General features: G+C 73.9%; 13 protein-coding genes. 5 read left to right on the forward strand and 8 right to left on the reverse strand.

The features are described from left to right. Positions 1-11: 11 nt before the first annotated feature. The gene (locus tag WMF14_RS28360) at positions 12-572 is read left to right on the forward strand and encodes a hypothetical protein (protein WP_437790990.1); all 561 of its coding nucleotides are present in this window, start codon (positions 12-14) and stop codon (positions 570-572) included. 7 nt (positions 573-579) lie between these two features. After that, positions 580-1,065 carry a DUF421 domain-containing protein gene (locus tag WMF14_RS28365; protein ID WP_272094028.1) on the forward strand — a complete coding sequence of 162 codons (486 nt, stop codon included), beginning with the start codon at positions 580-582 and terminating at the stop codon, positions 1,063-1,065. Between the two features lie 7 nt (positions 1,066-1,072). Here the strand turns inward: WMF14_RS28365 and WMF14_RS28370 are convergent, their stop codons facing one another. The 5 genes from WMF14_RS28370 to WMF14_RS28390 form a co-directional block, all read right to left on the reverse strand. Then, entirely contained in the window at positions 1,073-2,563 is a 1,491-nt protein-coding gene (locus tag WMF14_RS28370; protein WP_437790991.1) for a DUF2330 domain-containing protein, read from the reverse strand. Positions 2,564-2,857: 294 nt separating this feature from the next. Next, positions 2,858-4,291, reverse strand: coding sequence for a methylenetetrahydrofolate--tRNA-(uracil(54)-C(5))-methyltransferase (FADH(2)-oxidizing) TrmFO (gene trmFO, locus WMF14_RS28375; RefSeq protein WP_437790993.1), 1,434 nt, complete (start codon positions 4,289-4,291; stop codon positions 2,858-2,860). A gap of 33 nt (positions 4,292-4,324) precedes the next feature. Further along, positions 4,325-6,919, reverse strand: coding sequence for a type I DNA topoisomerase (topA, locus tag WMF14_RS28380; protein ID WP_437790994.1), 2,595 nt, complete (start codon positions 6,917-6,919; stop codon positions 4,325-4,327). 127 nt (positions 6,920-7,046) lie between these two features. Then, positions 7,047-8,018 (reverse strand): DNA-processing protein DprA, encoded by a 972-nt coding sequence (locus WMF14_RS28385; RefSeq protein WP_437790996.1) that lies wholly within the window; start codon positions 8,016-8,018, stop codon positions 7,047-7,049. A gap of 82 nt (positions 8,019-8,100) precedes the next feature. Further along, positions 8,101-8,844, reverse strand: coding sequence for a hypothetical protein (locus WMF14_RS28390; RefSeq protein ID WP_437790997.1), 744 nt, complete (start codon positions 8,842-8,844; stop codon positions 8,101-8,103). A gap of 79 nt (positions 8,845-8,923) precedes the next feature. On the opposite strand from WMF14_RS28390, the gene WMF14_RS28395 reads away from it, so the two are divergent. Both WMF14_RS28395 and WMF14_RS28400 read left to right on the forward strand, forming a co-directional pair. Continuing rightward, a complete protein-coding gene (locus tag WMF14_RS28395) occupies positions 8,924-9,928 on the forward strand; it encodes a hypothetical protein (RefSeq protein ID WP_272094034.1) in 1,005 nt (334 codons plus the stop codon). Then, the gene (locus WMF14_RS28400) at positions 9,925-10,731 is read left to right on the forward strand and encodes a glycerophosphodiester phosphodiesterase (protein ID WP_437790998.1); all 807 of its coding nucleotides are present in this window, start codon (positions 9,925-9,927) and stop codon (positions 10,729-10,731) included. Before WMF14_RS28395 ends, WMF14_RS28400 begins: the two co-directional genes overlap by 4 nt. A 26-nt stretch (positions 10,732-10,757) precedes the next feature. Here WMF14_RS28400 and WMF14_RS28405 read toward each other — a convergent pair whose 3' ends face one another. From WMF14_RS28405 to WMF14_RS28415, 3 genes are all read right to left on the reverse strand, one after another. Next, positions 10,758-12,305: a serine/threonine-protein kinase gene (locus tag WMF14_RS28405; RefSeq protein WP_437790999.1), complete on the reverse strand. Its 1,548-nt coding sequence runs from the start codon at positions 12,303-12,305 to the stop codon at positions 10,758-10,760. Positions 12,306-12,466: 161 nt separating this feature from the next. Further along, entirely contained in the window at positions 12,467-13,354 is an 888-nt protein-coding gene (locus WMF14_RS28410; RefSeq protein WP_437791001.1) for a LolA family protein, read from the reverse strand. A gap of 191 nt (positions 13,355-13,545) precedes the next feature. Then, a complete protein-coding gene (locus WMF14_RS28415) occupies positions 13,546-15,462 on the reverse strand; it encodes an HTH domain-containing protein (protein WP_437791003.1) in 1,917 nt (638 codons plus the stop codon). Positions 15,463-16,309: 847 nt separating this feature from the next. Between WMF14_RS28415 and WMF14_RS28420 the strand changes: the two genes are divergently transcribed. Continuing rightward, a complete protein-coding gene (locus tag WMF14_RS28420) occupies positions 16,310-16,702 on the forward strand; it encodes a hypothetical protein (RefSeq protein ID WP_272094039.1) in 393 nt (130 codons plus the stop codon). Positions 16,703-16,715 lie beyond the last annotated feature (13 nt).

Raw genomic sequence — 16,715 nt, forward strand, 5'->3', positions numbered from 1 at the left:
GCGTGGGCGCGATGATGCCCGCCGCCCGCGAGTTCGCCGCTCCTCGACCCGCCCGGACGCGCGCCAGGTCGCGCCGAGCGCCCGCCGCGCCCGAACCCAAACCGCCGCCCGCGTCGCCGCTGCGGCGCCGGCTCGCCCTGGATCCCCTGCACGCGATCGGCGCGTTCGCGCTCGCCTGCGTGGCCGCGAGCGCCTTGTTCATGCACGCGCGGGGGACGCGCGAGGCGACGGCGCAGGGGCTCACCCTGCGCGTCGCTCATCCCGAGAGGATGCGCTTCCGCGACATGGAGCGGGTCACGTTCGACGTGGAGAACGCGGCGGGCGAGCCCTGCCGGGCGGCCGCGCTCACGCTCGACGAGGCGTACCTGGACAGCTTCGAGGAGCACCACGCCACGCCCGCAGAGGCGGCGTTCGGGCGCTTCGCGCTGGGCGACCTCGCGCCCGGCGAGCGACGCCGGATCGACATCGAGCTCCGCGGCGAGCGCAGCTGGCTCGCCTCGGGCAACGCGACCCTGTCGTGCGGCGGGGAGCGCGGCGTCCACGTGCCGCTCCGCACGTTCATCTTCCCCTGAGATCACCATGGAGACCGTCGCCCGCGTCGCCTTCGTTTATGTGTTCCTCGCCGCCGCGTTCCGCGTGCTCGGCAAGCGCGAGCTCAGCTCGATGTCGCCCTTCGAGCTCGTCACGCTCATGCTGATCCCCGAGATCGTCTCTCAGGCCCTCGTCCGCGAGGCGTCGCTCGCGAACGCGCTCGCGGGCGTGTCCACCGTCCTCGTGCTCGTGTTCCTGACGTCCGTCCTGACGCACCTCTTCCCGAAGGCGTCCGAGGTCATCGACGGCTCGCCCACGGTGCTGGTCGCGAAGGGCCGTATCCTGGAAGCGGCGTGCAATCGCGAGCGGATCCAGCCGGAGGAGATCCTGTCCGAGATGCACAAGAGCGGGCTGGAGCGCCTCTCCCAGGTGCGATGGGCCATCCTGGAGGCGGACGGCGCCCTCACCATCGTCCCGGAGCAGGGCCACGGCCTGCCCGTCTCCCCGGCCAGGACGCGGGACGAAGGCGTGTGAGCGCCGGTCAGGCCGGGCGGGAGGCGAGGCGGCGCGCGCCGCGGCGGGCGATCGCCGCCGCGAGGGCGAGGGCGCCGAGCGTCATGCCCACGAGCGTGCCCTGCCCGCGGGTCCGCGAGGGGCGGTCGCCGTCGAGGACCGGGGTCGCCGCGCCGCAGAGCACGTCGGCGTGGACGCTGACGCGGGCGCGCAGCCAGTTGTCGACCCGCTCCTGCGGCGCGGGGCTCAGGACGAGGTCCGTGTCGAGCGCGGCGCGCGGCAGGTTCGCCTCCAGGCGGGTCAGCCAGACGTCCTTCGGGTGCAGGCCGACCATCGCGATCGCGAGGTCGTCGAGCGCCCCGCACGCGAGCTCGCGCGCGTCGATCTGGCCGGAAGCGACCTCCCCGCAGCTCGGATCGGACAGCGGGACGCCGGCCGGGCACGGGTTCGCCACGGCGCGGCTCTCGGTCGCGATCTCGGCGAAGCGCACGGCGCACGCGGCGTCCTGGACCTCGCCGGTCTCGCCGTTGGCGAGCCCCTGCTGGGCGAACGCGGCGGCGATCGTGTCGACCGGGGTGGTCGAGCCGCTCGTTGTGTAGCGCACGCCGAACGGCGCCGCGGGGCTCGACACGGGCGAGAACAGCGAGCCCTGCTGCGCGTAGGGGGTGAGGAACGCGCGGCCGCCGTCGGCCGCCGCGATCGCCTTCTCGCGGAGCACGCCGTAGTTCGACTCCTGCGAGGCGAAGTCCCACGCGAGGAGGTCGATGGGGACGGCCGCGGCCGCGAACCCCTCGGGGGCGAGCCGCGCCTCGCTGATGGTGAAGAGGGTGATCGCGACGTTCGCGCCCGTCCCGGCGGCGACCATCCGGAGCGGGAGCGCGGGGTTCGCCCCCGGCGTGACGACCCGCACCGGCGTCATCTCCTTCACGTCCTTGCCGGGCTGGAGCCTGATGGCGATGAAGTCGAAGCCCTCCTCGACATAGGCATCGATGATCGGCTGCGTCGACTCGTCGACGTTGAAGCGGTTCGTCTCCAGCCACGTGTTCAACGCGCCGGGCGTGTCTGTCGCGAGCGTCACGGTCTCGTACGGACCGGCGGTGCCGCGGTGGAGCACGGTGACCTGATCGCCGACGCCGAGCGAGTCCCCCGCTGCCTCCGCGGAGCCGAGGGTCGAGCCGCAGCCGCCGCCGCTGCGGGCGCAGGTGGAGCTCGGCGCGGTGATGCGCACCGACGTGGCCGCGTCGAGCGTCTCGAACCAGGCGTCCGAGCCGACCTCGAGGAGCGCCCCGCGCTTCACCGGGAGCACCCACCCGAACGCGCTCGGATCGCCGGAGTACTGGATCTGATCCCAGAGCACCGACTGGACGGGCGACACCGAGAGCACCATCCGGTGCGCGTTGACGACCGTCGTCTCGGTGGGCGGGGCGAAGCACCCGCCGCAGGCGAGCGCCTCGCGCGGCGACAGGAGCGTTGCGGAAGGAACGGCGAGCGCAAGGAGCGCGAACAAGCGAAGTTTCATCGGCTACCTCCAGGGGGGCGGGTCCGCGCGGGCGGGCTCTCGGGAGCGCGCGGGCGGCGCGCGGCGCACCGCCGTCAGGCTATCCAAGCCTGCGCGCGGCGGGCAGCCCGCGCACGATTGGCGCGCCGCCTGCTGCCCGGCGAGCCGCCGTCGGCCCGCGCGCGATCGGCGCGCCGCCTGCCGCCCGGCGAGCCGCGGTCAGCCCGCGCACGATCGGCGCGCCGCCTGCCGCCCGGCGAGCCGCCGTCGGCCCGCGCGCGATCGGCGCGCCGCCTGCCGCCCGGCGAGCCGCGGTCAGCCCGCGGCCCACCACGCGTCGAGATCGCGGAGGGCACGCTCGGCCATCACCTCGTAGCGGGCGCGCTTGCGCAGCTTGCCGTGCGCTGGATCGAGCGGCGCGATGTGCGCCCAGGTGATGTTGGACGGCTGATACGTGGGCTGCTTCCGGCCGAGGTGCGTGAGGATGCCGCCGAGCGCCGTCGTGGGCGGCGGCGGCCGGAGCGACTCGTTCCGCAGCTGCTGCGCGAGGAGGATCGCGCACACGAACCCGGCCGCGGCGCTCTCCACGTAGCCCTCGACGCCCGAGATCTGGCCGGCCAGGTGCACGCCCGGCATCGCGCGGAGCTCCATCGCGGGGCCGAGGAGCGCGGGAGCGTCGACGAAGGTGTTCCGGTGCACGGAGCCCATGCGGAGGAACTCGGCCTCCTCGAGGCCGGGCACCATCCGGAACACCCGCAGCTGCTCGGCGTACTTCATGCGCGTCTGGAAGCCGACCAGGTTGTACGCCGTCGCCGCCTCGTCCTCCGGGCGCAGCTGGAGCACCGCGTAGGGGCGCCGGCCGGTGCGCGGATCGGTGAGCCCCACCGGCTTCATCGGCCCGAACGCGAGCGTCTGCTCGCCGCGCGCCGCCATCACCTCGCAGGGCAGGCACCCCTCGAAGTAGCGCACCTCCTCGAAGGCGCGGGCCTCCACCTTGTCCGAGGCGACGAGGGCCTGGACGAACGCCTTGTACTGCGCCTCGTCGAAGGGGCAGTTCACGTACGCCTCGTCGCCGGCCTCGGCGTCGTCGCGGCGCTCGGCCGCGTCCTCCGGCTGCGCGGCCCGATCCGGCTGCGCGGTTTGCTCCCGCTGCGCGGCCCGGTCGCCGCGGACGGCGCCCCCCTTGCCGTAGCGCGACTGCTTCCACACGCGCGACCAGTCGATCGAGTCGGCGCTGACGATCGGCGCGATCGCGTCGTAGTAGGCGAGGTGCTCGGCGCCGACGGCCGCGGCGAGGCTCGCCGCGAGGGCGTCGGAGGTGAGCGGCCCCGTCGCGAGGATCACGGGCCGCTCGGCGGGGATCTCGGTCACCTCCCGGTGCTCGACGGTGATCCGTGGGTGGGCCTCGATCTCACGCGTCATCGCCTCGGCGAACCGCTCGCGGTCGACCGCCAGCGCGCCGCCGGCCGGCACCGAGGTCTCGTCGGCGCACCGCAGGGCGAGCGAGCCCACGCGCCGGAGCTCCTCTTTGAGGAGCCCCACCGCGTTGCTCAGCGCGGCGCCGCGCAGCGAGTTCGAGCACACGAGCTCGGCCATCCGATCGCTCGTCTGCGCAGGCGTGCGCTTGTGAGGCTTCATCTCGACGAGGCGCACGCGCAGCCCGCGCTGCGCGAGCTGGTACGCCGCCTCGCAACCGGCCAGGCCGCCTCCGACGACGACGACGTCGTGCTGGCTCTCCGCTCCGTTCATACAGCTCACCAGGTGGGGGGTGTCGCGGGCTTCTTAGCTCGCCGTGCGGCGGGCGCGCACGGCCCGCGCGGGCTTTTCGGCGGCTCCCTGGGCCGCGCCAGCGCCCTGCGGCGCCGCATCGGGCCGGCCGGCCGGCGTGGGCTCTGCCGGCGCGGGCCGGGCGGCCGGCGCCGGGGCGGCGCTCGCGACGACCGCCGCGGCGTCCGGGGGGGCGGCGCCGTCCGCGGCCCCGTCCTCCCCTTCCCCTTCGACGATCTCCTGCTTGAAGCCGCAGTCCTTCGTCGCGCAGACGAGCATCGCCTTCTTGCCGCCGGTGCGGGTGACGAACTTCGCGCCGCACTGCGGGCACGGGACCGGCACCGGCTTCTGCCAGAGCTTGAACTCGCACTTCTGCTCGGCGTTCCAGTTGGAGCAGCCGTAGAAGGTGCGCCCGCCCTTCTTGCGCGGCCGGATCTCGATGAGATCGCCGCCGCAGCTCGGGCACGCGACGCCGAGCGGCACCGGGCGCGTGTTCTTGCAGGCCGGGTACCCGGTGCACGACAGGAAGTCGCCGAAGCGGCCCGTCTTGATGATCATCGGCTTCCCGCACTTGTCGCACGAGATGTCGGTCTCGCGGACGGCGGCGGTCCCCCGCGCGTCGGACAGGTCGCGCGTCGCCTTGCACTTCGGGTAGCGCTCGCAGCTCAAGAACCAGCCGTTCTTGCCCCACTTCTTGAGCATCATCGACCCACACTCGTCGCAGACGATGTCGGTCTTCTCTGCCTCGGGCTTCCACGGCGCGAGCTTCTTCGACTTGTCGAGCTGCTCCCTGAACTTCTTGTAGAAGCTCTTGAGCAGCTGCTCGCGCTTCAGGCTGCCGGCGCCGACGGCGTCGAGCTCCTCCTCCATCTGCGCGGTGAAGTTCGGGTCCATGATGTCGAGGTTCGACCGGACGAGGCCGTCGACCACGAACTTCCCGAGGAGCGTCGGCTGGAACGCGCCGCCGTCCCGCTTCTCGACGTACGCGCGCTGCTGCACCTTGCTGATGATCTCCGCGTACGTCGACGGGCGGCCGATGCCGCGCTTCTCCAGCTCGCGCACGAGCGAGCCCTCGTTGTAGCGGGGTGGCGGCTGCGTGAACTTCTGGTCGGTGATGACCCCCGGGGGCGACACGGAGAGCGCCTCGCCCTCCTTCATGTCGGGCAGGAGCGCCTCCGAGTCCTCCTCGGCCGAGGGCCCCGGCGCCGCGCGCTCCGCCTCGACGGCGGTCGCCTCGGGCGCCGGCGCGGCGGCGCCGCCGTCCGCGGCTGCGCCTGCGCTCTCCTCCTCGCCGGCGAACTCCTGCTGGCCCTCGGTCACCTGCAGCCAGCCGGCGAACTTCAGGATCCGCCCGGTGGCCCGGGCGAGGTAGCTCCGGTACGCGGGCGCCGCGACCGTCGGCGCGACGTCGATCTCGACCGTCGTGCGGTCGTACACCGCCGGGGTCATCTGCGAGGCGACGAAGCGGTTCCAGATGAGCTTGTACAGCTTGTACTGCTCGTCCTTGAGGTGCTTCTTGATCGAGTCCGGGTGGATCTCGACGCTCGTCGGCCGGATCGCCTCGTGCGCGTCCTGCGCGTTCTTCTTCGACTTGTAGACGTTCGGGCGCTCGGGGACGAACTCCTTGCCGTACCGCTTCGCGACCACGCCGCGCACCTCGGCGATCGCGTCGTCGCTGACGCGCGTCGAGTCGGTACGCATGTACGTGATGAGGCCGACCGGGCCGCCGTCGCGCTTGAGGTCGATGCCCTCGTAGAGCGCCTGCGCGATCTGCATCGTCCGCTTGGCGCCGAAGTGCAGGTAGTTCGTCGCGTCCTGCTGGAGCTTCGAGGTGGTGTACGGGGCGGGCGGGTTGCGCTTCTGCTCGCGCCGCACGACCTTCGCCACCCGGTAGCGGGCGGTCTCGAGATCGGCGCGCACCTTCCCGGCGACCTCGCCGTTCGTCACCTCGAGCTTCTTGCCGTCGGCGGAGGCGAGCTTCGCGACGAACGGAGCGCGCTGCGGCGGGCTCGCCGCGCCGAGGCCGACCGCGATGTTCCAGTACTCCTCCGGGACGAACGCCTCGACCTCGCGCTCGCGGTCCACGATGAGCCGCAGCGCGACCGACTGCACCCGCCCCGCCGACAGGCCGAACGCGAGCTTCGACCAGACGAGCGCCGAGACGTCGTAGCCGACGATGCGGTCGAGCACGCGCCGCGCCCGCTGCGCGTCGTACAGGTTCTCGTCGAGCTTGCGGGGGTTGTGGACGCCGTGATCGACCCCCTTCTTCGTGATCTCGTGGAACTCGACCCGCGCCACCTTCAGCTTCGGGTTCTTGATCTCCTCCGAAATGTGGAACGCGATCGCCTCCCCTTCGCGATCGGGGTCGGTCGCCAGGAGCACCTCGTCCGCCCTCTTCGCTGCGGACTTCAGCTCCTCCAGGACCTTCTCCTTGCCCTCGATGACCTCGTAGGTCTCGGCAAAATCGTTCTGCACGTCGACGGCGTTCTGCTTCTTGGGCAGGTCCTTGACGTGCCCCTTCGAGGCGAACACCTCGTACCCGTTGCCGAGATATTTCTTGATGGTCTTCGCCTTCGCCGGCGACTCCACGATGACGAGCGTCTTGGCCATCACCACCTTCTGAGCAACGAGATCGGGCTTGTGAGGATTGAGGGGCGCCCTTCGGTGCGAGGGAGGCCCCCCCGCGAGGAGGCGGCCACCCGAAACCGCACTGGGCAGGGTGAGCCGGCGCGCCCCTTCAACGAAGAGCCCGCCGAAACAACCCGGCGGGCCCCTCTACTACTACGGCCTGGAGCGTCAACGTCAAGAGTGCCTCCACGGCGCGTCTGGGCGGAAGCCCCGTCCTCTCGCAAACCTCATCCACGTGCGCCGGCCGGGCGTCCAGGGCGTCGAGGACCGCGCGTTCGGCCGCGCTCATCGACGGAAATGGCCCGCTTTCCCCGGGCAAAGCGCCCGTCGGCGCCCCGAAGGCGGCCTCCGGGAGCGGCAGCGTGCCGCCGCCGGGCGACCTGCTGCGCGCCGAGCGCCGCGCTCGCCGGCGGGGAGGGGGCGCCTGCCCGCCGAGGACGTCGATGACGTCGGCCGCGCGCGTGATGGGGCGCGCGCCGGAGACGAGCTCCAGCGCGCAGCCCACGCCGCGCGGGCTCCACGGGGCGTGGGGGACGACGCAGAGGTGGCGGCCGAGGCGGCGGGCCGCCGCGGCGGCGGAGCGGGCGCCGCTCTCGACGCCCGCCTCGACGACGACGGTCGCGAGCGTGAGCGCAGCGAGGACCGCGTTGCGCTGGAGGAACAGCGCCGGCAGCGGCGGCGTGTCGTCGGGGACGCGCGCGAGCAGCGCGCCGCCCGCGGCGAGGACGCGCTCGAACAGCGCCGCGTGCTCCCGCGGGTACGGGCGCGCGTGGCCGCCGCCGCTGACGACGACCGTCGGCGCGCGCGCGTCGAGCGCGCCCTCGTGCGCGGCCGCGTCGACGCCGCGCGCGCCGCCCGACCAGATCGAGAAGCCCGCCTCGCCGAGCGCCGCGGCGAGCGCGCGGGTGAACCGGAGCGCCTCGTCGCTCGCGGCGCGCGTCCCGACGATCGCGACGCCCGGGCACGCCGGGAGCGCGCCGCGCAGGTAGAGCGTCGGCGGCGCGGCCTCGGTCTCCGTCACGAGGGCCCAGAGCTGCGCGGGGTAGGATGGATCTGCGGGCTGGATCTCGATCGACGCCATACGCGGCGTGTCGACCGACGCCCGGGACGAGTTGCGCGAAATGAAGAGCGCGCGGCCGCCCGCTCCCGGCGAGATCGCCGCGCTACCGGGGCGGCACGCGGGGCGGCGCGCTCGGCGGCGCCGTGTTGGGCGGGGTCGCGCCGGACGGCGCGGCGCCGGGCGGCGCGGCTGGACGCGCGCCCCGGAAGCCCTGGACGAGCACGACGCCCGCGCCGCGCCGCACCTGCGCGTGGAGCTCGACGGCGAGCGGCGCGGCGGCGGGCGCGGAGAGGCACGCTCCCCGGCCGCCGATCACCGCGACCGGGCCGCGGTCCGCGTCCTGGGCGACGATCTCGAGCGCGGGCGGCGCGCCCTTCGTGACGAAGAGATCGACCTCGATCACGCCGAGCCCGCCCTGCGCGATGAACACCGCGCACTCCCCCGGCGGGATGCGCGCGGGGATAGCGCCGCTCTCCCCTTCCGCGATCGCGAGCGACACGACGTCGCCGAGGGGCGCCATGCCCCCCGCCTCCCCGCGCGCGGTGTTGGCGAGCGCGAGCGCCGTCACGCGCGGCACCGGCGCGCTCGCCGCGGGCCGCTGCTGCGCCGCGCGGCTCAGGAACAGGCGCGACGCCTCCGGGTCCGGCTCGGGCGCATCGCGCGGAGGCGGCGGGTTCCGCTGCGCGTCGGGCGCGGGCGAGGAGGCCGGCGGAGGCGGCGGGCTAGGGTGCAGGACCTCGGCGCGGCCTCCGCCGCAAGCCGACACGGCGAGCGCGAGCGACGCAGCGAGCAGGCGGCGCGCCGGCCCGAACGGATGCAGTTCGATGAGAGCGAGGGCGCGCCGCACCGCGCGGAGCCTACCAGAACCGCCGCGCCGCGCTCGGTCTGCGAGCGGCCGGCCGTGGGTCGTGCTACCCACTCGCCCGATGAAACCCAGGGACATCGTCGTCGCGACGCATGGTCACTGCTTCGACGGCATGGCGAGCGCGGCGCTGTTCACCCGCCTGATGCAGGCGCTCCGCCCTGGCGAGCCGCTCGCGCTGCGGTACCGCTCCTGCGGGTACGGCCCGGGCATGACGATGATCCCGCCTTCGTGGCTCGACGGCGACGAGAACGCGATCCTCGACTTCCGCTACACGCCGACGAAGAAGCTGACGTGGTACTTCGACCACCACGTCACCGGGTTCGGCTCGGACGAGGAGCGCGACGCGGCGCTCGCCGGCGCGTCGCGCTCGAAGGTCGCGGGCGACGCGCCCCAGGTCTTCTACGACGCCGCCTACGGCTCGTGCACGAAGCTCATCGCGGACGTCGCCCGCGATCACTTCGGCGTCGAGATGTCCGGGGCCGATGAGCTCATCCGGTGGGCCGACCTCATCGACACCGCGCGCTTCCCCTCGGCCGAGGCCGCCGTGAGCCGGGAGGAGCCGATCATGCAGCTCGCCTCCGTGGTGGAGCACCACGGGGACGGGCCGTTCCTCGCCGCCGTGGTGCCCCGGCTCGTCGAGCGGCCCGTGAGCGAGGTGGCGCGCGAGGCGGACATCCAGGAGCTCTGGCGTCCCCTCTCCGTCTCGCGGCAGACGTTCGTCACGCGCATCGAGCGCGGCGCGCGGAAGCTCGGCCGCGTGGTGCTCGTCGATCTCTCCGACGCGCCGCTCGAGGCGGTCGGCAAGTTCATGACGTACGCGATGTACCCGGACTGCGTGTACTCGGTCACGCTCTCCCGGCAGAAGCAGCACTACAAGCTCTCGGTCGGCTATAACCCCTGGTGCGGCGTCCCCCGCGATCGCGACATCGCCCCGATCTGCCGCCGCTACGACGGGGGCGGGCACCCGGCGGTCGGCGCGGCGTCCTTCCCGCTCTCCGCGCTCGAGCGCGCGCGCGAGGCGGCCCGCGCCGTCGCCGAGGAGCTCGACAAGGAGCCCGAGCGGTGACCTGGGCCGAGCAGCGCTTCCGCAGGAGCGCGCGCGAGACGGGGCGGGCAGCGTCATCACGCGCGCAGGCCGGGGCGGCGGCCACGCGCGCGCCGCTCCTCTTCGGGCACCGGGGCGTGCGCGGCGAGGGCGCCCCCGCGGAGAACACCCTCGCCGCCTTCGAGGAAGCCGCGGCGCAGGGGGCCGACGGGATCGAGCTCGACGTGCGGGTGTGCGGCTCGGGCGAGCTCGTGGCGCTGCACGACCCGGACCTCGCGCGGGTGACCGAGGGCGCGGACCCGCGCGCCGCGGCGGCGCTCCCCTGGGACGAGCTCCGGCGGGTCGACCTCCGCGGCGAGCGGGTGCCGCTCCTGTCCGAGGTGCTCACGTTCGCGCGCGGCCTTCGGCTCGCCGTGAACATCGAGATGAAGCGGGACGTGCCCGATCGCACCGCCGTCGTGCTCGCGACCGCGCGGCTCGTGCGCGCCTGGGATCCCCGCCACGCCTTGCTCGTCTCCTCGTTCGATCCGGTCATGATCGCCTCCTTCGGCGCCCTGGTGCCGGCCGTCCCGCGCGCGCTCCTCGTGCACCGGAGCCGCTACCACGACGCGGCCGTGCGCCTCGCGCCGGCGCTCGGGGCGCTCGCCGCGCACATCGAGCGGACGATCGCGTCGCCCGAGCGCATCGCGCTCCTGAAGCGGCAGGGCCGCGTGATCAACGTGTGGACCGTGAACGACCCGCGGGAAGCGCAGGACCTCGCGGCGCTCGGCGTCGACGGGCTCATCACCGACGCGCCACGCCGCATCCGCGACGCGCTCGAGTAGCCAGCGTCGTCCGGCGCGGCCGGGCGCTACCGTCGCTGCCAGGGGTCGATGATCTCGCGCGACCGGCGCGGGCTCCGGCGCGGGGCCGACGGAGCCCGCGGGGCCTTTCGCTCGGCGGACGCAGCCGGCTCCGCCGTGGCCGCGGGCAGCGGGGCGTCCGCGGCCGGCGCGACCTCGACCGCGGGCAGCGCGGCGTCCGCGGTCGGCGCGACCTCGACCGCGGGCAGCGCGGCGTCCGCGGCTGGCGCGCCGTCGGCCGCGGGCAGGCGCACCACCACCGCGGTCGATGCGCGGACCACCTCCAGAGCCGGCGCAGGCGCAGCCGCGCTCACGCTCTCGGGCTCGATCGGCGCGATCACGTGGTAGGGCGCGGCGTCCTCCTCGCCGACGGGCCGCAGCGCCGTCACCGCGACCGTCCCGCTGATCGCGGACAGCGCGCCGCACGCCACGAGCCAGCGGAGCGTCGCGCTCGCGTGAGGCCTGCGGTCCGCGCGGACCTCGCCGGCCGATGCCGCCGTCAGCGTGCCGGGCTGGGACGGCTCGGCCAGCGGGGCGAGCGCGTCGTGCCGCGGGCCCTGGTCCCCGGACCGGGAGAGGGAGGCGAGCTCCCCTGGGCCCTCCAGCTCGCCGGTGCCGCCCGGTGACAGCCCGAGCAGCGTCCCCGTGCGCGACGTCACGGGCGCCGGCTGCGGCGCCGAGGGCACGGGCAGCGGGATGCTCGGGTCGCCCGCCGCGGCGACGAAGGCGTGCACCATCTCCTGCGCCGACTGGAACCGCTGGGCCCTGTCGCGCGAGAGCGCGCGGACGAAGAAGCCGTCGAGATCGGCCGGCACGTCGGGCGCGAGGTGCGTCGCGAGCGGGATCGGCTCGACGAGGATCCGCGACAGCACCGCGCCGAGCACGTCGCCCTCGAACGGGAGCTTGCCCGTGACCGCGCGGAAGAGGATGACCCCGAGCGACCACAGGTCGCTGCGCGCGTCGAGGTTCCTGTCGCCGCGCGCCTGCTCCGGGCTCATGTAGAACGGCGAGCCTAGGAGCTCGCCGGTCCTCGTCGTCTCGTCGGTGAGGAGCTTGCCGGTGAGCTGCTTGGCGATGCCGAAGTCGAGGACCTTGACGATCTCCTCGTCCTCGTCGACGCGCGAGAGGAACAGGTTGCCGGGCTTGAGATCGCGGTGAACGAGCCCGGACTCGTGCGCGCGGCGCAGCGCCTTGCCGGTCTGGATCGCGATGCGCGCCGCCTCGGCGAGGGAGACGCGGCGGACCCGCCTGAGGCGACGGCTGAGATCCTCGCCCCGGAGCAGCTCCATGACGAGGTACGGGACGGTCCCCCAGATCCCGTAGTCCTGCACGCTCACCACGTGCGGGCTACCGAGGTTCGCCGCGGTCCGCGCCTCGCGGTAGAAGCGCGCGCGGAACTCCGGCGAGGCCGCGTGCTCCGGATCCATGAACTTGATCGCCGCCGGCGCCCCCAGCTGGAGGTGCCGGGCCAGCCACACCGAGCCCATCCCGCCCCGCGAGAGCGGCCCCTCCAGGCGGTATTTATCGCCGACGATCGTTCCCGGCTCGACGTCCATCGCCGACTCCTCCCGCCACGGCGAGGTAGATGGCGTCTGTCTAGACGTTCGAGCGAGCGGCGTCCACGCCATCAGGCGAGCGCTGCCGTACGCCAGCCGGCGCCACCCGAGATGGCCTTTGTCCTTTCAGGAGCCGCCTGAGCGCGCCTGCTCAGAGCACCTTAGTCCTGGCAGTCGACATGACGGCGGACGACGCCGCCCGGGACCGGCTGCGTGAATGCTCCCGAGATGATGGGCGGATTCCACTTCGCCTCCTTGTACTGAAAGATCATGTCGTCCTCGGTGTTGGGCACCCGCATGCGGATCGACCGGGGGATCTCGGCCAGGCAGGCGCCGCCGCTCGGCGGGATCGGATCGTCGATCCCCTCCGGATCGACGCGCGGCGGCGCGGTGCGGATGGCCTCGTGATGGCTCAGCTCCACCTGATAGAGGTCTGTCCCGCGCTGCGCGACCCGGACCTCGCGGACGCGCAGGCGCTGCTGGCTCCACGGCGCGAGAAAGTCGCGGGGGTGCGGCTCGAGGTGGATCTCCTCCACCGCGTCGCGGGAGCCCTGGATCAGCACACGGTAGAACCCGTCGCCGTCCCAGGCGATCGAGGCGCCGTGCGGCTCGTGAGCGAGCACCGGCGCCTCGCCGCGGAGCAGCGAGACGAGGGCGTGCCCGGGGATGGGCACCTGGGTGAGCCGCGCCAGGTTGCACGTGCTCGCGGGCCCATGCAGGAACTGCTTCTCCCGGACATCCAGCATCTGGAACTGGGTGCCATTCGACGTGAGCGTGAAGAGCGTCGCGCCGAACGGGCTCACCACGTCGAAGCGCACCCGATCCGGGTTGACCGCGAGGATGTACATGTCCCCGCGGAGCCGCCCCTGGCGCGAGAAATGGTCGACCTTGGCGGTGCCCTGGACGCCGTTCACGCAGGCATAGGAAGCCTTCATCCGGTCGAGCGCCGCGTCGGCGCTCGGGAACCGGGACGCAGGTGGATCCACGGAGGCACAGCCGGTCACGAGCACGGCGAGGGGCGCGGCCCACACGATCGCGCGATGGCGCATGGGCGCGGACGCTGGCAAGGATCGCCGAGCCCGTCAACCGCGGAAGCGGCGCCGAGCCCATCCACCGCCGGAGCGGCGCGACGGGCGTGGCCGTGGAGGAGGGGTGTCGAGGGGAGGTCGAGGGGACGACGGCGGGGAGGGCCGCGCGTCCGGCCCGGAGCGCGCCCCCGGCCGGACGCGCGCGAGCAGGATCAGGACGCCCGGAGCGCCTCGAGCAGATCGACGTCGGGGATCGCGACCGGGAGGCGGGCGCGGAGCACGGCGACGTCGTTGTCCTCGCAGAGGCGAGCCACCGCGAGCCCGTCGAAGAGGGAGATGGGCGCGGTCCCCACGATCGCGGCCTCCTCGCGCGCACCGGAGAGCATCTGACCGGCGGTCAGGATCCAGCCGGCGGTGGCGGGGCCGTAGTGGTGGAGCGAGCCGCGCAGCTCGGTGACCCGCTCGCGGCCGACTTCGCGGCCGTCCCGCCGGATGACCAGCGCGAGCTTGATCTCGTCACCCGCCGTGCGGAGCGCGCCGGAGAAGTGGCTCTCGCCGCCCGGCGCCCCGGCGCGGCGCACCGCGCGCAGCTGGCCGATGCCGATGCGCTCGAGGGCGAGGACACAGATCTCGACGAAGGCATGGCCCGGGAGCTCGGAGAGCTTGCGCACGAAGGCGCGCCGCGCGGCATCGCGGTAGCGCTCCACCGCGGCGAGCGCCTCCTGCTCCAGCCGCGCGAGGTCGCCCGGCAACAGCCAGTCCGTCAGCGCGATCCTGCCGCCGGCGAAGCGGAAGCGAGGCCGCTGCCCGGCGGCGGTGCGGCGCGCGTTGTCGGCGCGCACGGCGGCCGCGACCTGGGACTGCACGAGCTGCACGTCGCCGGCGAGGCGGCCGCGGCGCTGCGCCGTCTCCGCGATCTGCCGGAGCGAGACCGCGCCCGCGTTTCGATCGAAGGTCGAGAGGATGCCGGCGACCGCATCGGCGAGATCACGGCCGGCCAGGTCGTCGAGCGCGTGCCCTTCGCCGCCGGTGAGCTCGATGACCTGCGGGCCGCGGTAGACGGGCTCGGCGCCGAAGCTGTCGGGGCGGTCCGCTCGGTCGATGCGCTCGGCCCGATCGGTGCGCTCGACCCGATCGGTGCGCTCGGTCCGGTCGGTGCGCTCGGCCCGATCGGTGCGCTCGCCTCGCTCGGGGCGATCGAAGCGCTCGGTCCGGTCGGAGCGCGGCGGCTCGCGGCCGTTCTCGCGCCGCGCCTCGAACACCGGCGTCGCGACGTAGGAAGGCAGCCCGCCGGTGCTCGGGTTGGCCTCCGCGGTCCCGCGGCCGCGGCGGCGCCGACGGCGGCGGCGGCGGCCCTCGCCCTGCTCGCCCGACGAGCCGGGCGCCGCGCGGTCCTCGCCGCCGAGGATCGGCTGATCGTCGTCGTCCTCTTCGTCGAAGAGCTCCGCGGCGCCGGCCACGGCCTCGGCCCGCATCGCCTCGTCCGGGCCCGGCGGCTCCGCGTCGTCGAGCTCGCCCTCTTCCTCGTCGACGTAGGCGCTCGCGGCGCGCGGGGACGACGGCGTCGGCGGCGGCACGGGCTCGCGCGCTGCCGCGATGTCCACGCCGTTCAGCCCGGCCGCGCTCGTCGCGCCGGCCACGACGTCCTCGTCGTCCTCGTCCTCATCGTCGATCGCAGGCGCGGCCTGCGCCGCCTCGTTTGCGGCGCCGCCCTCGACCTCGACCGCTCCGCTCTCCACCTCGAGCTCCGCGGGAGCGCCAAGCTCGCTCTCTTCCGCCGCGTCGTCGTCGGCGCCCGCATCGAACAGGGTCGGCTGCTCCTCGTCCTTGCGCGCCTTGGCCGCCTCGGGCTTGCCGCCGCGCTTCGCCTTCTTGCCGTCGAGCCCGGACTTGATGGTCTTCTCGTCCCACTCGCGCAGCGCGAACACGCCCGGCTTCACGCGCACCAGGGGGTTGTCCGCCGTGTCCTTCTTCAACGTCGCCGCCAGGCGGGCGCCCATCGTCACCTCTGGGCTCTTTCCAACGTGGCTAAGGAGGTTCTTCTCGATCGCGATATCGGTGATCTCTTTATAGTGAAGCGGTCTACCGATGAGGCGAAGCACCTCGGCGGCTGCATCCGTGAACGTCATCTTTGTTCGCCCTTCGGGCGCGCCGCCCGGCGGGCGCCCTCGTCGTCCCCATCGCGGCCGCCCCGTCCAAAGTGGCTGACGAAGCGCGCGGGATACCCCACCGCAGCCGGGAAACGCACATTCGCTCCCACTCGGCCACGACGCGCGGAACGGCGTGCTCGTAGCATGCTCGGAAACGGCGGTCAACGGGCCGCGCGATCCGGCTCAGGAGAAGCCGCTGACCGACCTCTAGGGCGCGGAACGGGGGGCGGGCGGCGCGAGGCCCGGATCGACCGCGCGCCGAGGCGAGCGCGCGGCGGCCGGCGACGGCAGCCTGGATGAACGCGCGGCCACGGCGCGCGGGCTCCTGGATGAGCATCGATATGGCTCGTGAGTGGATGTCGGCCAGTCCGGAGCACGGGAGAAGACAAAGGGAGAAGATGAGTTGATGCGTTGCTCTGTCGAGGTGTTGAGTGCGTCGATATATCCTGGAGTCCAGGAATCGAAGTCTCTCGCTCAACTCACCGCGTCGCCGCACGACCGCGCCACCACCGCGCGACCGAGGAGCGCTATGCGATGACGGAGGATGCGATTGGCCGCTGCGCGCCGGACCGACCGGGCATCACCGCAGTTCACCACCCGTAATCATGCGTGATCGTGCGTGATCATGCGTAACCGCGCGCACCCACGCGTAACCGCGTGTAACCGCGTGTAACCGGGCGTGGAAAGGCGCTCCAGGACGGCGCGCCGCGGTCGTCACGCGGTCGTCACGGCCGCGGCTCGCCCGGCCACGGGTGGCGCGGCGCGGCGCGGGCAACAGCGCTTTTGCGCTTTGCCATCTGCCGGACAGGAGGGCTACGCTAGGTGGGTGGAGCTTTCGCGGCTGCTCGACGAGCTCACCCTGGCGGCGGACAAGGTCGGCATCGCCGTCAGGATGGAAGCGTTCGATCCGCACCTGTCGGACGCGCGCAATCCGCGGGGCGGGCTCTGCACGGTGCTCGGCCGGCGGATCATCCTGGTCGACGCCAACGCGTCGCTGCCGGATCGCATCGCCACGGTCGCGGGCGCGCTCGCGCGCGTCGATCTGGAGTCCGTGTTCCTGCCGCCGATCGTGCGCGCGACCATCGGCGCTCACGCCCGCGGCGCGCGGCCCCGGGCGGCCGCGCCGGGCGAGCCAGCGCGGCTGCCGGCGCGCCCCGCGCGGGGCGGGAAGGCCCCGAAGCTGCTCCCGCTCGCCCGCACCAAGTGGCGTGACGCCTGAACGACCGTCCCGG

Origin of the sequence: Sorangium sp. So ce693 (assembly GCF_051521375.1) — a bacterium.
Lineage (GTDB): Bacteria > Myxococcota_A > Polyangia > Polyangiales > Polyangiaceae > Sorangium > Sorangium atrum.